The sequence below is a fragment of the Cupriavidus sp. JZ107 genome (assembly GCF_053903255.1).
Genome location: NZ_CP096481.1, coordinates 2,461,432 through 2,483,549 on the forward strand (window position 1 = coordinate 2,461,432; position 22,118 = coordinate 2,483,549).

General features: G+C 67.4%; 21 protein-coding genes. 2 read left to right on the plus strand and 19 right to left on the minus strand.

Annotated elements, in window-relative coordinates; all coding sequences use genetic code 11:
• Window positions 1-157: 157 nt before the first annotated feature.
• Together M1D55_RS20825 and M1D55_RS20830 are read right to left on the minus strand one after the other, a co-directional pair.
• On the minus strand, window positions 158-964 hold the full coding sequence (locus M1D55_RS20825; protein ID WP_456281723.1) for an enoyl-CoA hydratase: 807 nt from the start codon (window positions 962-964) through the stop codon (window positions 158-160).
• A gap of 58 nt (window positions 965-1,022) precedes the next feature.
• Window positions 1,023-1,946: a histone deacetylase family protein gene (locus M1D55_RS20830; protein ID WP_006577899.1), complete on the minus strand. Its 924-nt coding sequence runs from the start codon at window positions 1,944-1,946 to the stop codon at window positions 1,023-1,025.
• Window positions 1,947-2,146: 200 nt separating this feature from the next.
• On the opposite strand from M1D55_RS20830, the gene mltB reads away from it, so the two are divergent.
• Complete coding sequence (gene mltB / locus M1D55_RS20835; RefSeq protein WP_456281724.1) at window positions 2,147-3,259, plus strand: lytic murein transglycosylase B; 1,113 nt, start codon at window positions 2,147-2,149, stop codon at window positions 3,257-3,259.
• Window positions 3,260-3,326: 67 nt separating this feature from the next.
• On the opposite strand, the gene cysM is transcribed toward mltB, so the two are convergent.
• From cysM to cmk, 11 genes are all read right to left on the minus strand, one after another.
• Entirely contained in the window at window positions 3,327-4,229 is a 903-nt protein-coding gene (cysM, locus tag M1D55_RS20840) for a cysteine synthase CysM (protein WP_006577901.1), read from the minus strand.
• A gap of 111 nt (window positions 4,230-4,340) precedes the next feature.
• Window positions 4,341-5,639, minus strand: coding sequence for a solute carrier family 23 protein (locus M1D55_RS20845; protein ID WP_006577902.1), 1,299 nt, complete (start codon window positions 5,637-5,639; stop codon window positions 4,341-4,343).
• A 341-nt stretch (window positions 5,640-5,980) separates the two neighbouring features.
• Window positions 5,981-6,364, minus strand: coding sequence for a ComEA family DNA-binding protein (locus M1D55_RS20850; RefSeq protein WP_232204778.1), 384 nt, complete (start codon window positions 6,362-6,364; stop codon window positions 5,981-5,983).
• Between the two features lie 207 nt (window positions 6,365-6,571).
• The gene (gene rfaD / locus M1D55_RS20855; protein ID WP_064572953.1) at window positions 6,572-7,567 is read right to left on the minus strand and encodes an ADP-glyceromanno-heptose 6-epimerase; all 996 of its coding nucleotides are present in this window, start codon (window positions 7,565-7,567) and stop codon (window positions 6,572-6,574) included.
• 26 nt (window positions 7,568-7,593) lie between these two features.
• Window positions 7,594-8,544 (minus strand): D-glycero-beta-D-manno-heptose-7-phosphate kinase, encoded by a 951-nt coding sequence (rfaE1, locus tag M1D55_RS20860; protein WP_006577905.1) that lies wholly within the window; start codon window positions 8,542-8,544, stop codon window positions 7,594-7,596.
• A gap of 51 nt (window positions 8,545-8,595) precedes the next feature.
• The gene (locus M1D55_RS20865) at window positions 8,596-9,969 is read right to left on the minus strand and encodes a UDP-glucose dehydrogenase family protein (protein ID WP_456281725.1); all 1,374 of its coding nucleotides are present in this window, start codon (window positions 9,967-9,969) and stop codon (window positions 8,596-8,598) included.
• A 44-nt stretch (window positions 9,970-10,013) separates the two neighbouring features.
• Window positions 10,014-11,261 (minus strand): lipopolysaccharide assembly protein LapB, encoded by a 1,248-nt coding sequence (gene lapB / locus M1D55_RS20870; RefSeq protein ID WP_456281726.1) that lies wholly within the window; start codon window positions 11,259-11,261, stop codon window positions 10,014-10,016.
• A 3-nt stretch (window positions 11,262-11,264) separates the two neighbouring features.
• On the minus strand, window positions 11,265-11,588 hold the full coding sequence (locus M1D55_RS20875) for a LapA family protein (protein ID WP_006576293.1): 324 nt from the start codon (window positions 11,586-11,588) through the stop codon (window positions 11,265-11,267).
• Between the two features lie 338 nt (window positions 11,589-11,926).
• A complete protein-coding gene (locus M1D55_RS20880) occupies window positions 11,927-12,445 on the minus strand; it encodes an integration host factor subunit beta (protein WP_006576292.1) in 519 nt (172 codons plus the stop codon).
• 39 nt (window positions 12,446-12,484) lie between these two features.
• A complete protein-coding gene (gene rpsA / locus M1D55_RS20885; protein WP_006576291.1) occupies window positions 12,485-14,179 on the minus strand; it encodes a 30S ribosomal protein S1 in 1,695 nt (564 codons plus the stop codon).
• Window positions 14,180-14,346: 167 nt separating this feature from the next.
• Window positions 14,347-15,021 (minus strand): (d)CMP kinase, encoded by a 675-nt coding sequence (gene cmk / locus M1D55_RS20890; protein ID WP_006576193.1) that lies wholly within the window; start codon window positions 15,019-15,021, stop codon window positions 14,347-14,349.
• Between the two features lie 117 nt (window positions 15,022-15,138).
• Between cmk and M1D55_RS20895 the strand changes: the two genes are divergently transcribed.
• Window positions 15,139-15,393: a DUF2061 domain-containing protein gene (locus tag M1D55_RS20895; protein ID WP_456281727.1), complete on the plus strand. Its 255-nt coding sequence runs from the start codon at window positions 15,139-15,141 to the stop codon at window positions 15,391-15,393.
• Window positions 15,394-15,417: 24 nt separating this feature from the next.
• Here M1D55_RS20895 and aroA read toward each other — a convergent pair whose 3' ends face one another.
• From aroA to M1D55_RS20925, 6 genes are all read right to left on the minus strand, one after another.
• Window positions 15,418-16,722, minus strand: coding sequence for a 3-phosphoshikimate 1-carboxyvinyltransferase (gene aroA / locus M1D55_RS20900; RefSeq protein ID WP_456281728.1), 1,305 nt, complete (start codon window positions 16,720-16,722; stop codon window positions 15,418-15,420).
• Window positions 16,723-16,783: 61 nt separating this feature from the next.
• Complete coding sequence (locus tag M1D55_RS20905) at window positions 16,784-17,680, minus strand: prephenate dehydrogenase (RefSeq protein WP_456281729.1); 897 nt, start codon at window positions 17,678-17,680, stop codon at window positions 16,784-16,786.
• Window positions 17,681-17,847: 167 nt separating this feature from the next.
• Complete coding sequence (gene hisC, locus M1D55_RS20910) at window positions 17,848-18,963, minus strand: histidinol-phosphate transaminase (RefSeq protein ID WP_456281730.1); 1,116 nt, start codon at window positions 18,961-18,963, stop codon at window positions 17,848-17,850.
• Window positions 18,964-19,034: 71 nt separating this feature from the next.
• Complete coding sequence (gene pheA / locus M1D55_RS20915) at window positions 19,035-20,186, minus strand: prephenate dehydratase (protein ID WP_043442431.1); 1,152 nt, start codon at window positions 20,184-20,186, stop codon at window positions 19,035-19,037.
• 82 nt (window positions 20,187-20,268) lie between these two features.
• A complete protein-coding gene (gene serC / locus M1D55_RS20920) occupies window positions 20,269-21,423 on the minus strand; it encodes a 3-phosphoserine/phosphohydroxythreonine transaminase (RefSeq protein WP_456281731.1) in 1,155 nt (384 codons plus the stop codon).
• A 114-nt stretch (window positions 21,424-21,537) separates the two neighbouring features.
• Window positions 21,538-22,101: a DUF2059 domain-containing protein gene (locus M1D55_RS20925; protein WP_023265123.1), complete on the minus strand. Its 564-nt coding sequence runs from the start codon at window positions 22,099-22,101 to the stop codon at window positions 21,538-21,540.
• Window positions 22,102-22,118 lie beyond the last annotated feature (17 nt).

Genomic DNA, 22,118 nt, shown 5'->3' on the forward strand with positions numbered 1-22,118 from the left:
GGCAACAGCCGGGACGGGGTCTCCAACGCTGCTGCCGCATTTATCGTTTTTGGATGTAACGGGCTATTTTAAGCGATCCGCTTCTTACCAGAAACGACTTTTTGCCGATGTCTTTAGACGAAAAGGGAATAAGGCGCCGATCCGAAGTGCCGGTATGTCAACTCGCGCGCCAGGCCGGCGGCCGCTTGTCGATGAACGCCTGCACGCCTTCCAGCGCCGCTTCGTCCATCATGTTGCACGCCATGGTCTGCCCGGCCAGCTGATAGGCCGCCTCCACGCCCATTTCGAGCTGGCGGTAGAACAGGCCCTTGCCCGCCGCGATCGCCGCCGCGGGCTTCGCGCAGATGCTGGCGGCCAGCTTCGCCACCTCGCCGTCCAGTTCGGCGGCCGGCACCACCCGGTTGACCAGGCCGCGCGCCTGCGCCTCGCGGGCGCCGATCATCTCGCCGGTCAGCAACATCTCCATCGCATGCTTGCGATGCAGGTTGCGCGACAGCGCCACGCCCGGGGTCGAGCAAAACAGCCCGAGGTTGACGCCCGACACCGCGAAGCGCGCGTCGTCCGCCGCGACCGCCAGGTCGCACATCGCCACCAGCTGGCAGCCGGCCGCGGTGGCGATGCCCTGCACGCGCGCGATCACCGGCTGCGGCATGCGCTGGATCGCCAGCATCATGCGCGTGCAGCGGTCGAACAGCCGCCGGTAGTAATCGTGCGACGGCTGCGCGCGCATCTCGCGCAGATCGTGTCCGGCGCAGAAGGCGCGGCCCGCGCCGGCCAGCACCACGACCCGCACGGCGGGATCGGCGGCGATGCGGGTCAGCGCCTCGGTCACCGCGTCGATCAGCGCCTCGGACAGCGCGTTGAAGGCGTCGGGACGTTGCAGCGTCAGGCGCAGCACGCCCGGGGCATCCTCGCTTTGCATCAGCAGCGCCCCGGCGGCTTGTGCGTGTTCCGATGCGGCCATGATGGTCTCCTGGTTTGCTGATCTGAGGTTGTCGTGCCGCGGTGGCGCCGGTCGCAGCCTATTTCTCCAGCAGCACCTTCAGATGCGCCAGCACGCTGCGGCCCAGCGCGCTGAGGTTGTAGCCGCCTTCGAGGCAGCTGACGATGCGCCCCTGCGCGTGCTGCCGCGCCAGCGTCATCAGCTCGGCCGTGATCCAGGCGTAGTCCTGCTCGACCAGCCCCATCTGGCCGAGGTCGTCCTCGCGATGCGCGTCGAAGCCCGCCGAGATGAACAGCATCTGCGGACGGAACGCCTGCAGCCGCGGCATCCAGATCGTCTCGACGACCTCGCGCACCGCCATGCCGTTGGTATAGGCCGGCAGCGGAATATTGGCCATGTTGTTGGCCACGTGCTCGGTGCCGCTGTACGGATAGAACGGATGCTGGAAGAAGCTGCACATCAGCACGCGTTCGTCGCCACGGAAGGCGGCCTCGGTGCCGTTGCCGTGATGCACGTCGAAGTCGATGATCGCCACGCGTTCGAGCCCGTGGGCGTCGAGCGCATGGCGAGCGGCGATCGCGACGTTGTTGTAGAAGCAGAAGCCCATCGCGCGATCGGGCTCGGCGTGGTGGCCGGGCGGGCGCACGCAGCAGAAGGCGTTCTCGAGCTCGCCGGCGATCACCGCATCGGTGGCGGCCACCGCGGCGCCCGCCGCATGCGTGGCCGCGGCCAGCGTATGCGCGTTCATCGCGGTATCGGGATCGATCGCATGGTAGCCGCTGGCGGGGCTCGCTTCGTGCAGCCCGTCGACATAGCCGGGCAGGTGCACGCGCTCGATCTGCTCGCGGCTGGCGGCCGGCGCCTCGCGGCGGTCCAGCAGGCCGTCGATGCCGTGCGAGATCAGATGGTCTTCGATGGCGGTCAGGCGTTCCGGGCACTCGGGATGGAAGTGCCCCATCTCGTGCAGCAGGAATTCGGGATGCGTGTAGTAGCCGGTCGGCATGGGATGTCAGCGCGTTTATCGAGGCGTTGTTGGGCGCGTGGCGGACACCCTGCCGGGTGCGCCGCTGTCTCCATCCCCGTACGTTAGCACAGCGGATGGCCGGACAATGCGGCTGCCGCCTTCGTCGCCGGGTCGTATCGTGCCGTGATGTTTTGCGTCGGAGGCGTCCGCTATACTCGGTCCGACTTGCAAAGGACACCATGACCGAACACACGCGTAACCTGCGCCGCCCGCTGCTGGGCGCCGCGCTCTGCTCCGTGGCGCTTGGCCTGTGCGGCGCCACCCCCTCGCTGCTGGCGGCCGGCAAGCGCCGCGCCAGCTTCCAGGAAGAAGAAATCGATCCCGGCCGCTATCGCAACGGCAGCAACCCGCAAGCGGCCGCCTTCATCGACGAGATGGTCGCGCAGCACGGGTTCTCCCGCGCGACCCTGAACGACTGGTTCGGACAGGCCGTCTACTCGGCCACGGTGGCGCGGCTGATCATGCCGCCGGCCACGCCGGGCCGAAAAAGCTGGCGTGCCTACCGCTCACGCTTCATCGAACCGATCCGCATCAACGCCGGCGTGCGCTTCTGGCAGCAGCATCGCGACACGCTGCGCCGCGCGGAAAGCGAGTTCGGCGTGCCGGCCTCGGTGATCGTCGGCATCATCGGCGTCGAGACGATCTACGGACGCGACATGGGCACCTTCCGCGTGCTGGATTCGCTGTCGACACTGGCCTTCGACTATCCCGATACGCCAAACCGCGCCAGCCGCTCCGCCATGTTCCGCGCGCAGCTGCAGGACTACCTGCTGTGGTGCCGCGATACCCGCACCGACGTGTTCTCGGTGCTCGGCTCGTACGCGGGCGCGATCGGCATTCCGCAGTTCATGCCGACCAGCCTGCGGGAATACGCGACCGACTTCGACCGCGACGGCCATGTCGACCTGCGCAACAGCCCGGTCGACGCGATCGGCAGCGTCGGCCGCTTTCTGCAACTGCACGGATGGGAGGCCGGACGGCCGGTGGTGTGGCGGCTGGCACAGGACGAAGGCAGCCGCGGCATCGCAGCGGCCGCGGCGGACGGCGAACCGTGGCCGACGCGCACGCTGAATCAGCTGACGCGCGCCGGGCTGCGGCTGGACGAGCCGATCGACTTGGCGCGCGAAGGCGAGACCGGCGTGCTGGTGGTAGACCTGCCGACGCCCGATGCGCCGACCGACTACATGCTTGGGCTGCGCAATTTCTATGTGCTGACGCGCTACAACCGCAGCTTCTTCTACGCGCTGGCGGTCTATCAGCTGGGCGAGGCGGTCAAGGCCTCGATGGTGTAAGGACCGATGGTCCGGCCGGCGCATGTCCCGCTGTTGGCGGACGGCGCCGGCCCTGGTCGACGCTGAATCAGGCGGGGAAGATGCCGGTCGACAGGTAGCGGTCGCCGCGATCGCAGACGACGAACACGATGGTCGCATCGCGGACTTCCTCGGCGATTCGCAGCGCCACGCACAGCGCGCCGGCGGCCGAGATCCCGCAGAAGATGCCTTCCTCGCGCGCCATCCGGCGAGCCATATGCTCGGCATCGGCCTGGCTGACCGGCTCGGTGCGGTCGATATGGCGCGGATCGTAGATCTTCGGCATATAGGCTTCCGGCCATTTGCGGATGCCCGGAATGCGCGAGCCTTCGGCCGGTTGCGCGCCGACGATCTGGATCGCCGGGTTCTGTTCCTTCAGATAGCGCGACACCCCGGTGATGGTGCCGGTGGTGCCCATTGCCGAGACGAAATGCGTGACGCGGCCGTCGGTGTCGCGCCAGATTTCGGGACCGGTGGTCTCGTAGTGGGACTGTGGATTATCGGGATTGGCGAACTGGTCCAGGATGATGCCCTTGCCGTCGCGCTCCATCGAATCGGCCAGATCGCGCGCGTATTCCATGCCGCCCTTGACCGGGGTCAGGATGATCTCGGCGCCGTACGCCGCCATGCTCTGGCGGCGCTCCATGCTCAGGTCCTCCGGCATGATCAGCACCATCTTGTAGCCGCGGATCGCGGCGGCCATCGCCAGCGCGATGCCGGTATTGCCGGAGGTCGCCTCGATCAGCGTGTCGCCCGGCTTGATACGGCCGCGCGCCTCGGCACGCGCGATCATCGACAGCGCGGGCCGGTCCTTGACGGAGCCGGCGGGATTGTTGCCTTCGAGCTTGCCCAGAATCACATTGCCACGCTCGGCGTTGGCGGCTCCGGGAATACGCTGCAATTGCACCAGAGGCGTATTGCCGATGGTGTCTTCGATCGTCTTGTAGGCCATGATGGGGCGAGTCCAAATGTCGGCGCCCATTGTAATGCAGGTGTCATGACCCTGCCGCCAGCGCGGCGGCAAGCGCGGCGGGGCAGCATTCGCATGCCCCGCCCCGGCTCATCAGGCGGGCGTGCGGCCCTTGCCGAGCAGGTGGTACAGCAGGATCGCGCCGAAGGTGGCGGTACCGATGCCGCCCAGCGTCATGCCGCCGAAACGCAGCGTCAGGTCGCCGGCCGCAACCGTCAGCGTGGCGCCGACGGTGATCAGGTTGCGCGAATCGGAGAAGTCCACGCGGTTCTCGACCCAGATCCGGCCCGCGGTGGCCGCGATCAGGCCGAATACGACGATGGTCAGGCCGCCGATCACCGGACCGGGAATCGTCAGGATCAGCGCACCGAACTTGGGCGAGAAGCCCAGCAGGATCGCCACCAGCGCGGCGACCACGAAGATCAGGGTCGAATAGATGCGCGTCACTGCCATCACGCCCATGTTCTCGGCATAGGTCGTCACGCCGGTACCGCCGCCAGCGGCCGACAGCATCGTGGCGACGCCATCGCCGATAAAGGCGCGGCCGATATACGGGTCCAGGTTGCGGCCGGTCATCACGCCGATCGCCTTGATATGGCCGAGGTTTTCCGCGACCAGCACGATCGCCACCGGGGCGATCAGCAGCATCGCGTTCAGCTCGAACACCGGCGTGGTGAAGGCCGGCAGGCCGAACCAGCTGGCGCTGGCGACGCCCGAGAAGTCGATCGGCTTGCCCAGGCCGAACGCATTGGCGCAGACCCAGTAGGCCAGGTAACCGATCAGCCCGCCGATCAGCACCGGCAGCCGGCCGATCATGCCCGGCGCGCGCACCGCGACCAGCCCGACCGCGACCACCGTCAGCAGGCCGATCCAGGTATCGAGCGCGGCGGCGCTGACCGCCTTGACCGCGACCGGCGCCAGATTCAGCCCGATCGCCGCGACGATGGCGCCGGTCACCACCGGCGGCATCAGCCGCTCGACCCAGCCATAGCCGGCGGCCTGCACCACCAGGCCGATCACGGTATAAAGCAGGCCGGCGGCGATGATGCCGCCCAGTGCCAGCGGAATGTTCGGATTGGGGCCGCTGCCGGCATAGCCGGTGGCGGCGATCACGACCGCGATGAAGGCGAAGCTCGAACCGAGGTAGCTCGGCACGCGGCCGCGCACGCACAGGAAGAAGATCAGCGTGCCGATGCCCGAGAACAGGATCGCGATATTGGGATTGAAGCCCATCAGGATCGGCGCGATCGCGGTCGAGCCGAACATCGCCACCACGTGCTGGATGCCGGCCAGCACGGTCTGCCCCGCGGGCAGCCGTTCATCGGGCGCGATCACGCCCTCGGTCTTCAGTGTCCAGCGCGGCAGGAATCCCGCCTCGTCGCCATTCGCCATCGTTGAGCTCCCGTTCCGAGGTGGCCGCCGGCGCGCCGCGCCCGGCCGTTCCCGGTGATGTGTTTGATGTGTTGTGGTGTGTCGTGGTCCGCGGGGGCGCCGCCGGCCTGCTTCGCTCCCCCGTTGGAGAGATCCGGCTGGAGAGACGAAGGAGGCGCCCTGCCGCAGCGCCCGCATCATACTCTGTGGCCTTGGGCCTGCGAAGCGCCACGGCATCCGATTGGCGGCGCTGCGACATCGCGGCGCCGCTCAGGCGTTAGCACGAGCCGTACCAGCACAGGTCGGCAGCAAGAACGGCAGCAAAGAACGGGAGCAAGGACGGGCGGCAGGCGCCGTGCCTCTCAGTGTGCGGTCCTGGCGGTCTTGCCCGAACCCTTGCCGGCCGGCGCGACAGCCGCCGTTGGCGTGGCGGCGCCCGGCTTGCCGCTCCTGGCTGCGGCCGGCGCCCCGCCCTTGCCGATGTTCAGCCCCTCGCCCTGCAGACGCACGACCGACTTTGGCCCCAGACCCTTGACCCGATCGGCCAGGTCGGTGGCGTCCTTGAACGCGCCCTGCTTGCCGCGTTCCTCGACGATCCGGCGCGCCATCGCGGGTCCGATTCCCTTGACCGTGGTCAGCGCCGCCTCGTCGGCACTGTTGACGTCGACAGCGGCCAGTGCGCTGCCGGCCAGCGCCATCGACATGCCCAGGCAGCACGCCAGCGCCAGCAAGGTTTGCTTGATCATGAACAGGCTCCTTCTCCGGTGACCGGAGTTCGGCTTCGTTGGCGATGCCCGGGCGGGCATGCCGCCCCGTCGTCGCGACGGGGTAGGCCGAGCATAAGAGCCAGGAAGGGGGGCGGCGCGCCGCGCAACAAATGTTGACGCGGTTTGCGCGGAAAGCCCGGCGCCGGTTTGCGGCGAAACGACAGTCGGAGAGCGGCGGCTGAGTCTTCAGCCCCCGCGCTCGAGCAGCCAGCGGCAATAACGCGCCACGCCTTCCTCGACCGTATAGAACGGCGCGGTATAGCCGGCGCCGCGCAGGCGCGAGACGTCGGACTGCGTGAAGCACTGGTACTTGCCGCGCAGCGCATCGGGGAACTTGATGTATTCGATCAGCCCTTCCTGCTCCATCTCCTCCAGCGTCAGCGGCGGCTTGCCTTCCGCGCCGCGCAGCGTGTTGACCACGGTGGTGGCGATGTCGTTGAACGGCTGCGCGCGCCCGGTGCCGAGATTGAAGATGCCAGACTTCTCGGGATGGTCCAGGAAGAACAGGTTGACCTTGACCACGTCCTCGACCGAGACGAAGTCGCGGCTGTGGCCGCCGGGGCCATAGCCGCCGTATTCGCCGAACAGCTTGACGGTGCCGTCCGCGCGGAACTGGTTGAAGTTGTGGAAGGCCACCGAAGCCATGCGGCCCTTGTGCGCCTCGCGCGGGCCGTAGACGTTGAAGTAGCGAAAGCCGACGATCTGCGAGTGGGCGTTCGGCAGCGTGCGCCGCACCAGCTGGTCGAACAGGAACTTCGAGTAGCCGTAGACGTTCAGCGGCTTCTCGTATTCGCGCTCTTCCTTGAACGTCTGCGAGGCGCCGTAGGTGGCGGCCGACGACGCATAGAGAAACTGCACGCCCTGCTCCAGGCACGCTTCCATTAGCGCCTTGGTGTAGCGGTAGTTGTTCTCCATCATGTAGCGGCCGTCGGTCTCCATCGTGTCCGAACAGGCGCCTTCATGAAAGATCGCGCGGACCTTGCCGAATTCGCCGCGAGCGAAGCGGTCCAGGAAGTCGGTCTTGTCCAGGTAGTCGGCGATCTCGCAATCGACCAGGTTGTGGAACTTGTCGGCGCGGGTCAGGTTGTCGACCGCGATGACGTTGTTCTCGCCGCGCTCGTTCAGCCCCTTGACGAGGTTGCTGCCGACGAAACCGGCGGCGCCGGTGACGATGATGGTCATGGTGAATCCAGCAGTGATAAGGGGCGTCAGCCTTGCGCCGCGCCGAACAGTTCGGGGTAGCTGACCACGGCCGTGCCCAGCTTGCCGACGACGATGCCGCCGGCGCGGTTGGCATGCTGCACCGCTTCCTTCAGCGGAATGCCGGCGCCGAGCATCGTGGCCAGCGTCGCGATCACGGTATCGCCGGCGCCCGACACGTCGTAGACCTCGCGCGCCTGCGCGGAGACGTGCAGCACTTCGGCCTCGGTGTACAGCGTCATGCCTTCCTCGGAGCGCGTCAGCAGCAGCGCTTCGAGCTGCAGCGCGCGGCGCAGGTTCTGCGCGCGGATGGTCAGGTCGGCCTCGGTCTTCCAGGCACCCACCACGTGGCGCATCTCCGCGCGGTTCGGCGTGATCAGCGTGGCGCCGCGATAGCGCGAATAGTCGTCGCCCTTCGGGTCGACCAGCACCATCTTGCCGGCGGCGCGTCCGCCTTCGACCATGCGCGCGACATGGGTCAGCCCGCCCTTGCCGTAGTCGGACAGCACCAGCACCTGGTAGTCGCCGATCAGCGCCTGGAAACGGTCCTGCACCGACAGCAGCACCTCGTGCGCCGGCGGGTTCTCGAAGTCGACGCGCAGCAGCTGCTGCTGGTGCGCGACCACGCGCAGCTTGATCGTCGTGTTGACGCTGCGGTCGCGGTGGAGAAACGGCTGCACGTGTTCGGCGGTCAGCAGGTTCTCCAGCATGCTGCCGGGTTCGTCGTCGCCGACCACTCCCAGCATGCCGACCGACGCGCCCAGCGCGGCGGCGTTGCGCGCCACGTTGGCGGCGCCGCCCAGGCGCTCCTCGCTGCGCTTGACCTGGACCACCGGGACCGGGGCCTCCGGCGAGATCCGTTCGACATCGCCGAACCAGTAGCGGTCCAGCATCATGTCGCCCACCACCAGGATGCGCGATTGCTGGATCTGTTCGCGAGAGATCGGGTTCCTGTTCATGAGCTTCCTTTTGGCCGGCGCGCCGCCCGGCGGCCGCACCGGCATGTTGCGTCAGGCCGCCGCCGCGGGCCGGCCGATCGCGTGATATTCGATACCGGCCTCCTGCATCGCGGCCGGCTCATACAGATTGCGCCCGTCGAACACGACCGGCGTCTTCAGGCGGCGCCGGATCTGCGCGAAGTCCGGGCTGCGGAACACCTTCCATTCGGTGACGATGGCCAGCGCGTCGGCGCCGTCCAGCGTCTCCATCTGCGCGTCGCAGAACGTCACGCGCGCGAAGCCGCCTTCGATGCCGGCCAGGTCCTGCGCCAGCGCGCGCCGCGCTTCCTGCATCGCGACCGGGTCGTGCACCCGCAGCGACGCGCCGCGCGAGACCAGCTCGCGCGCCAGCACGCGCGACGGCGCCTCGCGCATGTCGTCGGTATTGGGCTTGAACGCCAGGCCCCAGATCGCGAAGGTGCGCCCGCTCAGGTCCTCGCCGAAGCGCCGCACGACCTTGTCGCCGAGCACGCGCTTCTGCGCCTCGTTGACCGCCTCGACGGCCTCCAGCACCCGCATCGCCTTGCCGCTCCCGGCGGCGGTGCGCATCAGCGCCTGCACGTCCTTGGGAAAGCACGAGCCACCGTAGCCCGCGCCGGCATAGAGGAAACTGTAGCCGATCCGCGGATCGGAGCCGATTCCCAGGCGCACCAGCTCGATATCGGCGCCGACCTCGTCGGCCAGGTTGGCCAGCTCGTTCATGAACGAGATGCGCGTCGCCAGCATCGAGTTGGCCGCGTACTTGGTGAACTCGGCCGAGCGCACGTCCATGTAGAAGGTGCGCTCGTGGTTGCGGTTGAACGGCGCGTACAGCGCCCGCATGATGGCCTTGGCATGGCGGCCGGCGGCGTCGTTGTTGCAGCCGAGCACGATGCGGTCGGGCCGCATGAAGTCCTCGACCGCGGCGCCTTCCTTCAGGAATTCGGGATTGGAGACCACCGAGAACTGCAGGTCCTCGAGCCCGCGCGCGGCGAGCTCCTCGCGGATCACCGCCGCGACGCGGTCGCCGGTACCGACCGGCACGGTCGACTTGTCGACCACGATCTTGAAGCCGGTCATATGCCGGCCGATATTGCGGGCGGCCGCCAGCACATACTGCAGGTCGGCCGAACCGTCCTCGTCCGGCGGCGTGCCAACGGCGATGAACTGCACGTCGGCATGGTCGACCGCGGCCGCGACGTCGGTGGAGAACACCAGCCGCCCGGCTTCGCGGTTGCGCTGGATCAGGTCCTTCAGGCCGGGCTCGTAGATCGGCACGCCGCCATCGTTGAGCAGCGCGATCTTTTCTTCATCGACGTCGAGGCAGAACACATCGTTGCCGAGCTCGGCCAGGCAGGCGCCGGTGACCAGGCCGACATAACCGCTGCCGATGATGGTGACTTTCATGAGGACGACTCCGTGAGACGGGGCGGATCAGGCTGGACGCGGACTCAGCCGAGCGCTTCGGTGCGCCGCGGCGCGTAGGATTCCCAGCGGTTGCAGCCGGGGCACTGCCAGTAGAACAGGCGCGCGCGGAAGCCGCACTCGCGGCAGGTGTAGCGCGCCAGATTGCGGGTGCGCAGTTGCAGCAGGTCGCGGATCGCGGCGTCTTCCTGCGCGGCCGCGTCGGCGGGCGTCACGTCGGCGGCAGCCCCGTTCACGGCGGGCGCGCCATTGCCTTCCGCGACGTCGGCGGTCGCCGGCGCCGGCGTGGCCAGCGCGGCGCGCGCATCGAAGTAGCGCGTCAGCGCCTGCAGCGACGGCTGGCGGCGCAGCTGCTCGCGCATCAGCGCGGCCGCGGCGGCCGGACCCTCGAGTTCGAGCTCGGTGCGATAGGCAGTGTCGAGCAGCTCGGCCGCAAGACCCGTCTTCAGCAGGCCGCGCAGCCATTCGAGCGCCTTGCCCTGTTCGCCCAGCTCGCGATAGGCCTTGACCACGCGGTCGGCGACCAGCGGCAGATAGCTGGCGTCCTGGCGTTCGATGCCGAGCCAGTGACCCAGCGCCGCGCCAAGATCGCCGGACGCCATCGCGACATCGCCAAGCAGGATCGGCGCGCGCACGTTCTTCGGATTCTCGCGCAATGCCTGCTCGAGCCAGCCGATCGCCTCGTCCGGCTGCTTGCGCTGCAGCGCGTCCTGCGCCAGCTCGCAGCAGAACTGCGCAATCTGCACGCTGTAATCCTGCTGCGTCGCGCTCTGCAGCTCGCGCGCGGCGTCGATTGCCTTGCGCCATTCCTTCTCGACCTCGTACAGCTCCAGCAGCACGCGCTTGGCCGAGGCCGCATACGGGCCGGACATCAGCGCACGCAGCGCGTCCTCGGCGCGATCGAGCAGGCCCGCGCGCAGATAGTCCTGCCCCAGTTCGTACAGCGCATGCTCGCGCTCGGTGTCGGGCAGATCGGGACGCGTGGCCAGGTTCTGGTGCACGCGGATCGCGCGTTCGGTCTCGCCGCGGCGGCGGAACAGCGCGCCCAGCGCGAAGTGCAGCTCGGTGGTTTCCGGATCGAGCCGCGCGACCTCGATGAAGGCGTCGATGGCCTTGTCCGGCTGCTCGTTGAGCAGGAAGTTCAGGCCCTTGAAATACGAGCGCGGCAAGGCGCCCTGCTCGCTGATCGCCTGCCGCAGGTCGAGGCGGGCCGCCATCCAGCCGAGCCCGAATACGAGCGGAAGGGCGAGCAGCCACCAGGTTTCAAAATTCATTGCTTAGACTTTCGGGCCGATTACGTTGTAGGGCGCCACGGCCTTGGAAGAAGACGCGCCGGCGCCGTCCTCGGCCGGCGTGCGCGCATTGCCGACCGCGCGGCGCAGCCGGGCGATCTCGAGCCGCTGCCGCATCAAGCCCGGCGCCACCGAGATCAGCGCGGCCAGCGCGCCCAGCACGAACGCGGCCAGCAGGATCAGGATCAGCGGCGCGCGCCAGACCGCGTCGAAGAACAGCTGCAGCGACACATCGGCGGTATTGCGCAAGGCGAGCACGAACAGCAGCGCGAACAGGACGATACGGATAATCCAGGCGACAAGTTTCATGCGATTGACGAGGTGTCTGCGGCGGCGTGGCGGCAAAAAGCGGCGAAATGGCGAAGAAGCGTCCCCCCGGGCACCGGCTGTCGGCGCATACCGAACGGCAAGCCGGCCGCGGGCGGCGGCTCCCCGGCATTGTAGCGGAATCGATTGGCGCACACGGCGCGATCGGGGCCGGCGCGGCGGGCAATTCGTCGACCCCACGAGGATGCGGAGAGGTCACTCAGACACGCGCCCCGACCCGGCGGTTCCACGCCTGCGCATCTGGCAGGCATAAAAAAAGCGCTCCTTGCGGAGCGCTTTTTCGATTCCGTAGCCGCCTTCGTCACCGAAGCGGCCGGGAGTCAGGACTGTGCCAGGTTCAGGCCGGAGCCTTCCTGCTGGACGCCAGGCATCGCGGCGCCATGGGTCAGCGGACCGCGTTCGCCGCCGAGCGGGGCATGCCCGGGGACATGCCCGTTGGCGGCGGCGTTGCCGTTGCCGTTGCTGTTGCCGTTCAGGCCCAGCGCGGCGCCATCGACACCGTTGCCGCCGTTGCCATCGACACCGTGGTCGCCGTTACCGCTACCGTTGCCGGCCGCCGGATTGCGGTCGACCCGCTCGCGCAGCTCCTTGCCCGCCTTGAAGTGCGGCACCCGTTTTTCGGGCACCAGCACTCGCTCACCGGACTTGGGATTGCGCCCCACGCGCGGCGGCCTGCGATTCAGGCCGAAGCTGCCGAACCCGCGGATCTCGATGCGATGGCCATCGGCCAGCGCATCGGACATCGCGTCGAGGATCGTTTTGACCGAGATGTCCGCGTCCCGCAGCAGCAACTGCGGAAAGCGGGCAGCCAGCTTTTCGACGAGCTCGGACTTGGTCATGGCATCCGCGCGTGAGTTGGACGGTCGCGATGGACGCGATTACTGGTTGTCCTGGCCCAGCTTGGCCTTCAGCAGCGCGCCCAGGTTGGTCGTGCCAGCCGTGCCGGTGTCGGCCTGGAACTTCTGCAGGGCTTCTTGCTGCTCCGCCGAGTCCTTGGCCTTGATCGACACGTTGATGTTGCGCGACTTGCGATCGATGTTGACGATCACCGCGGTCACCTGCTCGCCTTCCTTCAGCACGTTGCGGGCGTCCTCGACACGGTCGGCCGAGATTTCCGAGGCGCGCAGATAGCCTTCGACGTCGTCGGCCAGCTGGACCACGGCACCCTTCGGATCGACGGTCTTGATCGTCGCGGTGACGATCGAGCCCTTGTCATTGGCCGAGATGAAGTTGTTGAACGGATCGCCCGACAGCTGCTTGATGCCCAGCGAGATGCGTTCCTTGTCCACATCGATGCCCAGCACCACGGCCTCGACTTCGTCGCCCTTCTTGTACTTGCGCACGGCCTCTTCGCCCGACTCTTGCCAGGACAGGTCCGACAGGTGCACCAGGCCGTCGATGCCGCCCGGCAGACCGATGAACACGCCGAAGTCGGTGATCGACTTGATCTGGCCGGTCAGCTTGTCGCCCTTCTTGTGGTTGCGGCTGAAGTCGTCCCACGGATTGGCCTTGCACTGCTTCATGCCCAGGCTGATACGACGCTTGTCTTCGTCGATATCCAGCACCATGACTTCGACTTCGTCGCCCAGCTGGACAACCTTGGACGGGGCCACGTTCTTGTTGGTCCAGTCCATTTCCGACACGTGCACCAGGCCTTCGATGCCGGCTTCGATCTCGACGAACGCGCCGTAGTCGGTCAGGTTGGTGACCTTGCCGAACAGGCGGGTGCCTTGCGGGTAGCGGCGCGAGATGCCGACCCACGGATCTTCGCCCAGCTGCTTGACGCCCAGCGAGACGCGGTTCTTTTCCTGGTCGAACTTGAGGATCTTGGCGGTGATTTCCTGGCCAACCGACAGCACTTCGCTCGGATGGCGAACACGGCGCCATGCCAGGTCGGTGATGTGCAGCAGACCATCGATGCCGCCCAGGTCGACGAACGCACCGTAGTCGGTGATGTTCTTGACGATGCCGTTGACGATGGCGCCTTCCTTCAGGGTTTCCATCAGCTTCTGGCGCTCTTCGCCCAGGGTCGCCTCGACCACGGCGCGGCGCGACAGCACCACGTTGTTGCGCTTGCGATCCAGCTTGATGACCTTGAATTCCAGGGTCTTGCCTTCGTACGGCGTGGTGTCCTTGATCGGACGCACATCGACCAGCGAACCCGGCAGGAACGCGCGGATGCCGTTGACCATCACGGTCAGGCCGCCCTTGACCTTGCCGGTCACGGTACCCGAGATGATTTCGCCGTCTTCCAGCGCCTTCTCGAGGTTCAGCCACGATGCCAGGCGCTTGGCCTTGTCGCGGGACAGGATGGTGTCGCCATAGCCGTTCTCGAGCGCGTCGATGGCCACGGAAACGTAGTCGCCGGCCTGCACTTCGAGTTCGCCCTGGTCGTTCAGGAACTCCTCCACCGGCACGAAGGCTTCAGACTTCAGGCCGGCGTTGACGACCACGAAGTTGTGGTCGATCCGCACCACTTCGGCGGAAATCACTTCGCCAGCCTTCATATTGGAGCGGGCGATCGATTCCTCGAACAGTGCGGCAAAGGATTCGTTGTTTTGCAGGTCGGACATAAACGTAAGTTAGCAATCCGCAATACCGTGGCCGGCGCGACGATCGCGCTCAGTCTGCCAGGGCAGCGGGGTCAGGTTGAACCATGCCGGCGGCGTGTTCCCGCCTGCGGCGCGACCGTTGTCGCGTCCGCGGCGGGCGGCTGCCGGCGCCTCGTGGCGCGGCGCGGTCACCCCTGGGTCAGCGGACCCAGCTCGGCGTGCCACGCCAGCACCTGCGCCACCGCCTGATCCACCGTCATGTCGGAGGTATCGAGCAGCCGCGCATCTTCCGCGGGACGAAGCGGTGCGGCGGCACGGGAACGGTCCCGCGCGTCGCGTGCTTCCAGATCACGCAAAAGGTTTTCGATACTAGCAGAAATTCCCTTATCAATCAATTGTTTATAGCGCCTGCGAGCGCGCGCTTCGACGCTTGCGGTCAGGAACACCTTCAGCCGCGCGTCCGGGAAGATCACCGTGCCCATGTCGCGGCCGTCGGCCACCAGGCCGGGCAGCTTGCGAAAGCCCCGCTGCAGTGCCGTCAACGCATCGCGAACCGGCTGATGGACCGCCAGCGCCGAGGCCCGGTTGCCGATCGCCTCGGCGCGGATGGCCAGGCTGACCTCCTCGCCGGACAGCCAGACCCGGTCCGGGCCGAACTTGACATCGAGGCGGCTCGCCAGGTTTGCAAGGGCCGGCACGTCGCCTTCGTCGACGCCCGCCCGTTCGCTGGCCAGCGCCACCAGACGGTACAACGCCCCGCTGTCGAGCAGATGGAAGCCCAGCGCGTCGGCGACCTTGTGCGCCACGGTTCCCTTGCCGGAGGCCGTTGGCCCGTCGATGGTGACGACTTCAGCGATAGTCATTTCTTATCAAGACAAAAGCAACGATCAATTTCTCGATCTAATTGAGAACCATTATCATTCTTCCATCGGTAGGGAGCGTCGATCCGCGGCTCCCGCAGACCAACGAGGCAATCTACCATGGCAAAAACCCTGTCGTTCGGCATCATGCACCTTGGCATCGCGTTCAGCGTGACCTATGCGCTGACGGGCAGCATTGCCATCAGCGGTGCCGTCACCTTCATCGAACCAGCCGTCAACACGGTGGCCCATTACTTCTTCGACCGCTACTGGGAACAGCGCGAACGGCGCAAGGCCGCGCAGGCCGCCGCGCCGGATTCCGCGCATTCGTCCGAACGGCACCACGCCGGCATGGCGATGGCGCCGGCACAATAAGCCGGTCGCGCTCTCGGCCAAGGCTCAGCCGACCACCTGGCCGAACACGTCGAAATAGTCAGGAAACGTCTTGGCCACGCAGCGCGGATCGTTGATGCGGATCGGCAAGGGGCCGAACGTGGCCAGCGAGAAGCACATCGCCATCCGATGGTCGTCATAGGTATCGATGCCGTCGGCGGGCGTCTGCCACTGCGTCGGCGGGGCGATACGCAGATAGTCCTGGCCCGCCTCGATGTCGGCGCCGAGCTTGCGCAGCTCGGCCGCCATCGCGTCGATGCGGTCGGTCTCCTTGACGCGCCAGCTGCCGATATTGGTCAGCGTGGTCGGACCGTCGGCGAACAGCGCGGCCACCGCCAGCGTCATCGCGGCATCGGGAATATGGTTGCAGTCCAGCGTGATGCCCTGCAGCCGGCCGTCGTCGCGGTCCACGCCGCGCACCTCGATCCAGTTGGCGCCTGCCATCACGTTGGCGCCCATCCGGTTCAGCGCATCGGCGAACTGCACGTCGCCCTGGATGCTGGCCAGCCCCACGCCTTCGACCCGGACCGGGCCGCCGCCGATCGCGCCGGCGGCCAGGAAATACGATGCCGACGAGGCATCGCCCTCGACGAAGATCTCGCCCGGCGAGCGGTAGCGCGCCCGCGCCGGCAGCACGAAGCGCGACCAGCCGTCGCGCTGGACCTCGATGCCGAAGCGCGCCAGCAGATTCAGCGTGATCTCGATATAGGGCTTCGAAATCAGCTCGCCCACCACCTCGATCTCGATGCGGCCGCCCGGCGCGTCGGCCAGCGGCAGCGCCATCAGCAGCGCGGTCAGGAACTGGCTCGACACATCGCCGCGCACGCGGATCGGGCCATCGATGCGGATCGCCGACGGCTGCAGGTGCAACGGCGGATAGCCCTCGTTGCCGAGGTAGTCGATACGTGCGCCGACCTGGCGCAGGCCGTCGACCAGATCGCCGATCGGCCGCTCGTGCATGCGCGGCACGCCCGAGAGCCGATAGTCGCCGCCCTGCAGCGCCAGCGCCGCCGTCAGCGGACGGATCGCGGTACCGGCATTGCCCATGAACAGCTCGGCCGCCTTGACCGGAAACTTGCCCGCGACACCGGTGACAAGATGATCATCGCCATCCTTGCGCCAGTCCACGCCCAGCGTCTTGAGCGCGCCGAGCATCACGCGCGTGTCGTCGGAATCGAGCAGGTCGCGCACCCGGGTCTCGCCCTCGCTGAGCGCTGCCAGCAGCAGCACGCGGTTGGAGATGCTCTTCGAGCCGGGAAGACGGACCGTGCCAGCGGCACGGGTGAAAGGGCCAAGCGTCAGATGTTCCATGGTCGGGCTGCGGTCGGTAGGGCTTGCAAGGGGCGGCAAGTGATCGCCGGCTCGGCGGGGATCACGACTCGACGTCGGCCGCGGCGGCACGCTCGGCGCCCCACTGCAGCCGCGCCTGGCTGGCGCGGGCGAACACGCGCTCGAGCGCCTCGCCATTGCCGGCCTCGATCTGCGCCTTCAGGTGCGCCAGCACCGATTGGTAGGTACCGAGTTCGCGCAGCAGCGCGTCGCGGTTGGCCAGGCAGATGTCGCGCCACATCTCGGGCGACGACGCGGCAATCCGCGTGAAGTCGCGAAAGCCGCCGCCCGCGCAGGCGAGCTTGAGCGCCGCGTCCTCGGCATTCGCAACCTGCGCGACCAGCGCGTACGACAGCAGATGCGGCAGGTGGCTGACCGCGGCGAACACCGCGTCGTGCTGCACCGCGGACATGATCTCGCAGACGCCGCCGGCCGTTTCCCACATCGCGCGCACCGCGGCGACATCCGCCCGGCTGTTCTCCTGCAACGGGCACAGCACCACCTTCTTGCCGTCGTAGAGATCGTCGAGCGCCGCTTCGACGCCGTTCAGTTCGCGTCCCGCGATCGGATGGGCCGGCACGAACTGCGCGACCTTGTCGCCCAGCGCGGTCTTGGCCGCCATGATCACGTCGGACTTGGTGCTGCCCGCGTCGGTGACGATGGTGCCGGGCTGCAGGTGCGGCTCCAGCGCGTGCAGCAGCGCGAAGGTCTGCGCGACCGGTGCGCACAGCACGATGATGCTGGCGCCCTGCGCGGCATCTTCCAGCGAGGCGGCCCGGTCGATCACGCCAAGGGCAAGCGCGCGTTCCAGCGAGGCGGGCGAACGGCCGACGCCGACCACTTCGCCGACGACACCGGCGCGCTTCAGGGCTCGGGCCAGGGAACCGCCGATCAGGCCGACGCCGACGATCACGACACGGGAAAAATGCAGGGCACTCACGACAGTACGCCGAGACCGGCGGCGGAAAGGAGGAAAACCGGCATTGTAGCCGCTCGCTGCACGGCGGCGGGCGCGATCGGTACACGCGGGCCGGATATGGCAAACAGGGCGCCAGCGGCGCCCTGTCGAATGTTCAGCCACGGCGCCGCCGCCGCACGGCGGCAACCCTATTGCAGCGCGCGCTCGAGCGCCGCGATAAACGCGGCATTTTCATCCGGCAACCCGATCGTCACGCGCAGCCACTGCGGCAGCCCGTAGCTGCCGACCGGCCGTACGATCACGCCCTGCTTGAGCAGCGCGAGATTGACGCGCGCGCCGGCCTCGTTGTCGTCGCCGACGCGGACCAGCACGAAGTTGCCGTACGAAGGCACATACTGCAGCCCGAGCCGCTCGAAGGCCGCCACCAGCTGCGCCTTGCCCTCGCGATTGAGCGTCGCGCTCTTGCGCAGGAAGGCGTCGTCGCCGAGCGCGGCCACCGCGGCCGCCTGCGCCAGGCTGTTGACGTTGAACGGCTGGCGGATTCGGTTCAGCAGATCGGTCAGCGCCGGCTGCGCGACCGCATAGCCGACCCGCAGCCCGGCCAGCCCATAGGCCTTCGAGAACGTGCGCGAGACCATCAGGTTCGGATACTTGCGCACCCACTGCACCGACTCGTACTGGTCCTCGGGGTCCAGATATTCGTTGTAGGCCTCGTCGAGCACCACCACCACGTCGGCCGGCACCTTGGCGAGGAAGGCCTCGATCTGCGCGGCGGGCAGGAAGGTCCCGGTCGGATTGTTCGGGTTGGCGATGAAGACCAGCCGGGTATCGGGCGCGATCGCCGCGGCCATCGCCTCGAGATCGTGGCCGTAGTCGCGCGCCGGCACCTCGATCGCGCGCGCGCCGATTTCCTGCGTCGCCAGCGCGTAGACCGCGAACGAGTACTGCGCATAGACGATCGACTCGCCCGGCTTGACCAGCGCGTGCGCCGCCAGCTCCAGGATGTCGTTGCTGCCATTGCCCAGCGTCAGCCAGTCGGCCGGCACGTCGTAGCGCGCCGACAGCGCGGCCTTCAGTTCGAAGCCGTTGGAGTCGGGATAGCGGCCCAGCTCTGCCACCGCGGCCGCCATTGCCGTCCTGGCGGACTCGGGCATGCCGAGCGGATTCTCGTTGGAGGCCAGCTTGACGATGCCGGCCTCGTCGAGGCCGAACTCGCGCGCGACCTCGGAGATCGGCTTGCCCGCCACGTAAGGGGAAATCGCCCGCACATATTCCGGACCGAACTGCCTGCCCTGCTCTGCCATATCGACTCCTGATTGCTTTGCCTCGGCCCGCTGCGGGCCCGATGTTCGTGTCGCCGCTGCCCGCCAGCTTGCTACTTGCTCGACGGATACGAGCCCAGCACCTTGAAGTACGCCGCGTTGGCGCGCAACTGCTGCAATGCCCGCTCGACGGCGGCATCGCGCTGGTGGCCCTCGATATCGACGTAGAAGTAGTACTCCCAGGCCCCGCTGCGCGCCGGCCGCGATTCGAAGCGGCACATCGACACGCCGTTGTCGGCCAGCGGTGCCAGCAGCTGGTACACCGCGCCGGCCTTGTTAGGCACCGACAGGATCAGCGAGGTCTGGTCGCTGCCCGACGGCTCGGTCTCGTAGCGGCCGATCACGGCGAAGCGCGTGCGATTGTGCGGATCGTCCTGGATATGCGAGCGGATGATATGCAGGTGATAGCGATTGGCCGCGGTCTCGGCGGCGATCGCTGCCACGGTCGGGTCTTCGCTGGCCATGCGCGCCGCCTCGCCGTTGCTCGATACCGCCTGCCGCTCCAGATGCGGATAATTGGCCGTCAGCCAGTGCTGGCACTGCGCCAGCGCCTGCGGATGGGCGCGCACCACGGTCACGCCCTTCATGTCGGGCGACGACGCCATCAGGTTGTGATGGACCTTCAGCGCGATCTCGCCGCTGATCTTCAGCGAGGTCTGCAGGAACAGGTCGAGCGTGCGCGACACCGCGCCCTCGGTCGAATTCTCGACCGGCACCACGCCGTACTCGACCGTGCCGGCCTCGACCGCGCGAAACACCTCGTCGATGCTCGGGCACGGCACGCCGGCGACCTCGTGGCCGAAGTGGGCGTACAGCGCCTGCTCGGAGAAAGTACCGGCCGGACCGAGGAAGGCGACTTCCAGCGGCTTCTCCAGGCCACGGCAGGCCGACATCACCTCGCGCCAGATCGCCGCGACGCTGTCGCCGCGCAGCGGGCCCGGATTGTTGCCCTGGACCTTGCGAATGACCTGCAGCTCGCGCTCCGGCCGGAATACCGGCGCGCCAAATTTCTTCTTGACCTCGCCGACGTCCAGCGCCAGCTGCGCGCGGCGGTTCAGCATCGCCAGCAGCTCGCGGTCGACGGCGTCGATCTGCTCGCGCAGCGGCGCCAGCTCCACGGACAGCGCGCGCTCCTGCTCCTCGGTCGGCATGGTCGGCTGCTGGCCCTGGGCTGGGGCCGCAGCGTTTTTATCTTGTGTCGTCATGATGAAAATCCCGATTCGCCATCGAACGGCAGACCGCGTCCACGCAGGCCGGTCGCGCCGCCGCTGGCGCAATGGCCGCCGCTCAGGCGGCGCTGCGCTCGAACTCGCGCATGTAGTCGATCAGCGCGGTGACGCCCTCCAGCGGCATCGCGTTATACAGGCTGGCGCGCATGCCGCCCACCGACTTGTGGCCCTTGAGCTGGACCAGCCCATTGGCGCGCGCGCCGGCCAGGAAGGCCTCGTTGCGCGACTCGTCGGCCAGGAAGAACGGCACGTTCATGCGCGAGCGGCAGCTCGGATCGATCTCGTTCCGATAGAACGCGCTCTGGTCGAGGAAGTCGTAGAGCGCGCGCGCCTTGGCGATATTGCGCTGCTCGATGCCGTCCACGCCGCCCTGCCGCTTCAGCCATTTGAACACCAGCCCGGCGATATAGATCGCATAGGTCGGCGGCGTGTTGTACATCGAATTGTTGTCGTTGACGATGCGCCAGTTGAATGCCGACGGGCACAGCGGATGCGCGTGGCCAAGCAGGTCTTCACGCACGATCACGATGGTGACGCCGGCCGGGCCGATATTCTTCTGCGCGCCACCATAGACCACCTGCACGCGAGACCAGTCGATCGGCCGCGACAGGATATGGCTCGATGCGTCGGCGACCACCACGCGGCCGCGGTTCTGGCCGATATCCGGTACCTGCTGGAATTCGACGCCGACGACGGTTTCGTTGGTGCATAGATGCACATAGGCGGCATCGTCGGACAGCTGCCAGGTCGCCGGTTCGGGGATGCGCGCGAAGCGCTGTTCGACGCTGCTGGCGGCGATATGGCTGGCGCCGTAGCGGCGCGTTTCCTGTTCGGTCTTGACCGACCAGGTGCCCGTCACGACGAAGTCGGCCTTGGGCCGTTCGGGATTCAACCGGCCGATCAGGTTCAGCGGGACGATGGCGTTTTCGCCGATCGCCCCGCCCTGCAGGAACAGGATGCGGAATTCCTTCGGCACCTTCAGCAGTTCGCGCAGATCCGCCAGCGCCTCGTTGTGGATCCCCTCGAACTCCTTGCTGCGGTGGCTCATCTCCATCACCGAGATACCGGTGCCGTGCCAGGAGAGCATTTCCTCGGCTGCCTGCTGGAGCACCTCGGCCGGCAGGGTCGCGGGCCCCGGGGAGAAGTTGTAGACACGTTCGGCCATGGCGCGCTGCATCATGGCGGCAAGGGAAGGATTCTGGGGATCGTTCATGAACGGAAAGAAAAATGGCTGCTTGGGATAGCCCAAGCAGCCATTATTACCTAAAGACGCATTTCGTTGGCGTCCCGGCGTCGCCGAGGTGGCGCACCGGACGCCGCGCCCGGCTTACTTCGATGCCGCGGTGACTTCCTTCTCGGCGGCGTCGCGCATCGACTTGCCCACCTGCGGGCCGTACTTCTGCATCATCGAGCCCCAGATTTCCTGGGTCGCCTTGCCCTGGTTGGCCATGAACTTCTGGCCGGTCGGCGACTTCAGGAAGGTCGTCAGGTCGCGGATTTCCTGCGCGGTGTAGTACTTGCCGAAGGCGTCGTAGTGGGCCTTGATCGCGTCGTTCTTGAACGCATCGGTGCCGAACTGCTTGCCGGCGCCATCGACCATGCGCTGCACCGCGCCGTTCTTCTTCAGCTTCTCGACCGCGGCCTGCTTCTGCGTGTCGCTCAGCGTCTTGTTCTCGACCAGCACCTGTTCGAGCACCAGCGGCGCTTCCTGCTTGGCGCCGGCCTGCCAGTTCTCGGCCTGGCCCTTGACGGCCTGGTCGGCCTGCATCACGGACAGCAGTTCCTTGATCGCCGCGGTCTTGTCCGCGTCCTGCGCGCGCGCATGCTGCGCGACCATCAAGGCCGGAACAAAAGCAGCCAGCACAGCAATACGTCGAGTGGTGTTGAGCATTATGACTCCCTGATGAA

Excerpts from the sequence above, each read along its gene's own strand:
- M1D55_RS20875 (WP_006576293.1), bottom strand. The coding sequence starts at position 11,588 with ATGAAACTTGTCGCCTGGATTATCCGTATCGTCCTGTTCGCGCTGCTG.
- M1D55_RS20880 (WP_006576292.1), bottom strand. The coding sequence starts at position 12,445 with ATGACCAAGTCCGAGCTCGTCGAAAAGCTGGCTGCCCGCTTTCCGCAG.
- rpsA (WP_006576291.1), bottom strand. The coding sequence starts at position 14,179 with ATGTCCGACCTGCAAAACAACGAATCCTTTGCCGCACTGTTCGAGGAA.
- cysM (WP_006577901.1), bottom strand. The coding sequence starts at position 4,229 with ATGGCCTACAAGACGATCGAAGACACCATCGGCAATACGCCTCTGGTG.
- M1D55_RS20865 (WP_456281725.1), bottom strand. The coding sequence starts at position 9,969 with ATGAAAGTCACCATCATCGGCAGCGGTTATGTCGGCCTGGTCACCGGC.
- M1D55_RS20845 (WP_006577902.1), bottom strand. The coding sequence starts at position 5,639 with ATGGCGAATGGCGACGAGGCGGGATTCCTGCCGCGCTGGACACTGAAG.
- hisC (WP_456281730.1), bottom strand. The coding sequence starts at position 18,963 with ATGGCAGAGCAGGGCAGGCAGTTCGGTCCGGAATATGTGCGGGCGATT.
- M1D55_RS20830 (WP_006577899.1), bottom strand. The coding sequence starts at position 1,946 with ATGCCGACCGGCTACTACACGCATCCCGAATTCCTGCTGCACGAGATG.
- serC (WP_456281731.1), bottom strand. The coding sequence starts at position 21,423 with ATGAACGATCCCCAGAATCCTTCCCTTGCCGCCATGATGCAGCGCGCC.
- aroA (WP_456281728.1), bottom strand. The coding sequence starts at position 16,722 with ATGGAACATCTGACGCTTGGCCCTTTCACCCGTGCCGCTGGCACGGTC.
- rfaD (WP_064572953.1), bottom strand. The coding sequence starts at position 7,567 with ATGACCATCATCGTCACCGGCGCCGCCGGTTTCGTCGGCAGCAACCTC.
- lapB (WP_456281726.1), bottom strand. The coding sequence starts at position 11,261 with ATGAATTTTGAAACCTGGTGGCTGCTCGCCCTTCCGCTCGTATTCGGG.
- cmk (WP_006576193.1), bottom strand. The coding sequence starts at position 15,021 with ATGACTATCGCTGAAGTCGTCACCATCGACGGGCCAACGGCCTCCGGC.
- M1D55_RS20850 (WP_232204778.1), bottom strand. The coding sequence starts at position 6,364 with ATGATCAAGCAAACCTTGCTGGCGCTGGCGTGCTGCCTGGGCATGTCG.
- M1D55_RS20825 (WP_456281723.1), bottom strand. The coding sequence starts at position 964 with ATGGCCGCATCGGAACACGCACAAGCCGCCGGGGCGCTGCTGATGCAA.
- pheA (WP_043442431.1), bottom strand. The coding sequence starts at position 20,186 with ATGACGACACAAGATAAAAACGCTGCGGCCCCAGCCCAGGGCCAGCAG.
- mltB (WP_456281724.1), top strand. The coding sequence starts at position 2,147 with ATGACCGAACACACGCGTAACCTGCGCCGCCCGCTGCTGGGCGCCGCG.
- M1D55_RS20925 (WP_023265123.1), bottom strand. The coding sequence starts at position 22,101 with ATGCTCAACACCACTCGACGTATTGCTGTGCTGGCTGCTTTTGTTCCG.
- rfaE1 (WP_006577905.1), bottom strand. The coding sequence starts at position 8,544 with ATGAACAGGAACCCGATCTCTCGCGAACAGATCCAGCAATCGCGCATC.
- M1D55_RS20895 (WP_456281727.1), top strand. The coding sequence starts at position 15,139 with ATGGCAAAAACCCTGTCGTTCGGCATCATGCACCTTGGCATCGCGTTC.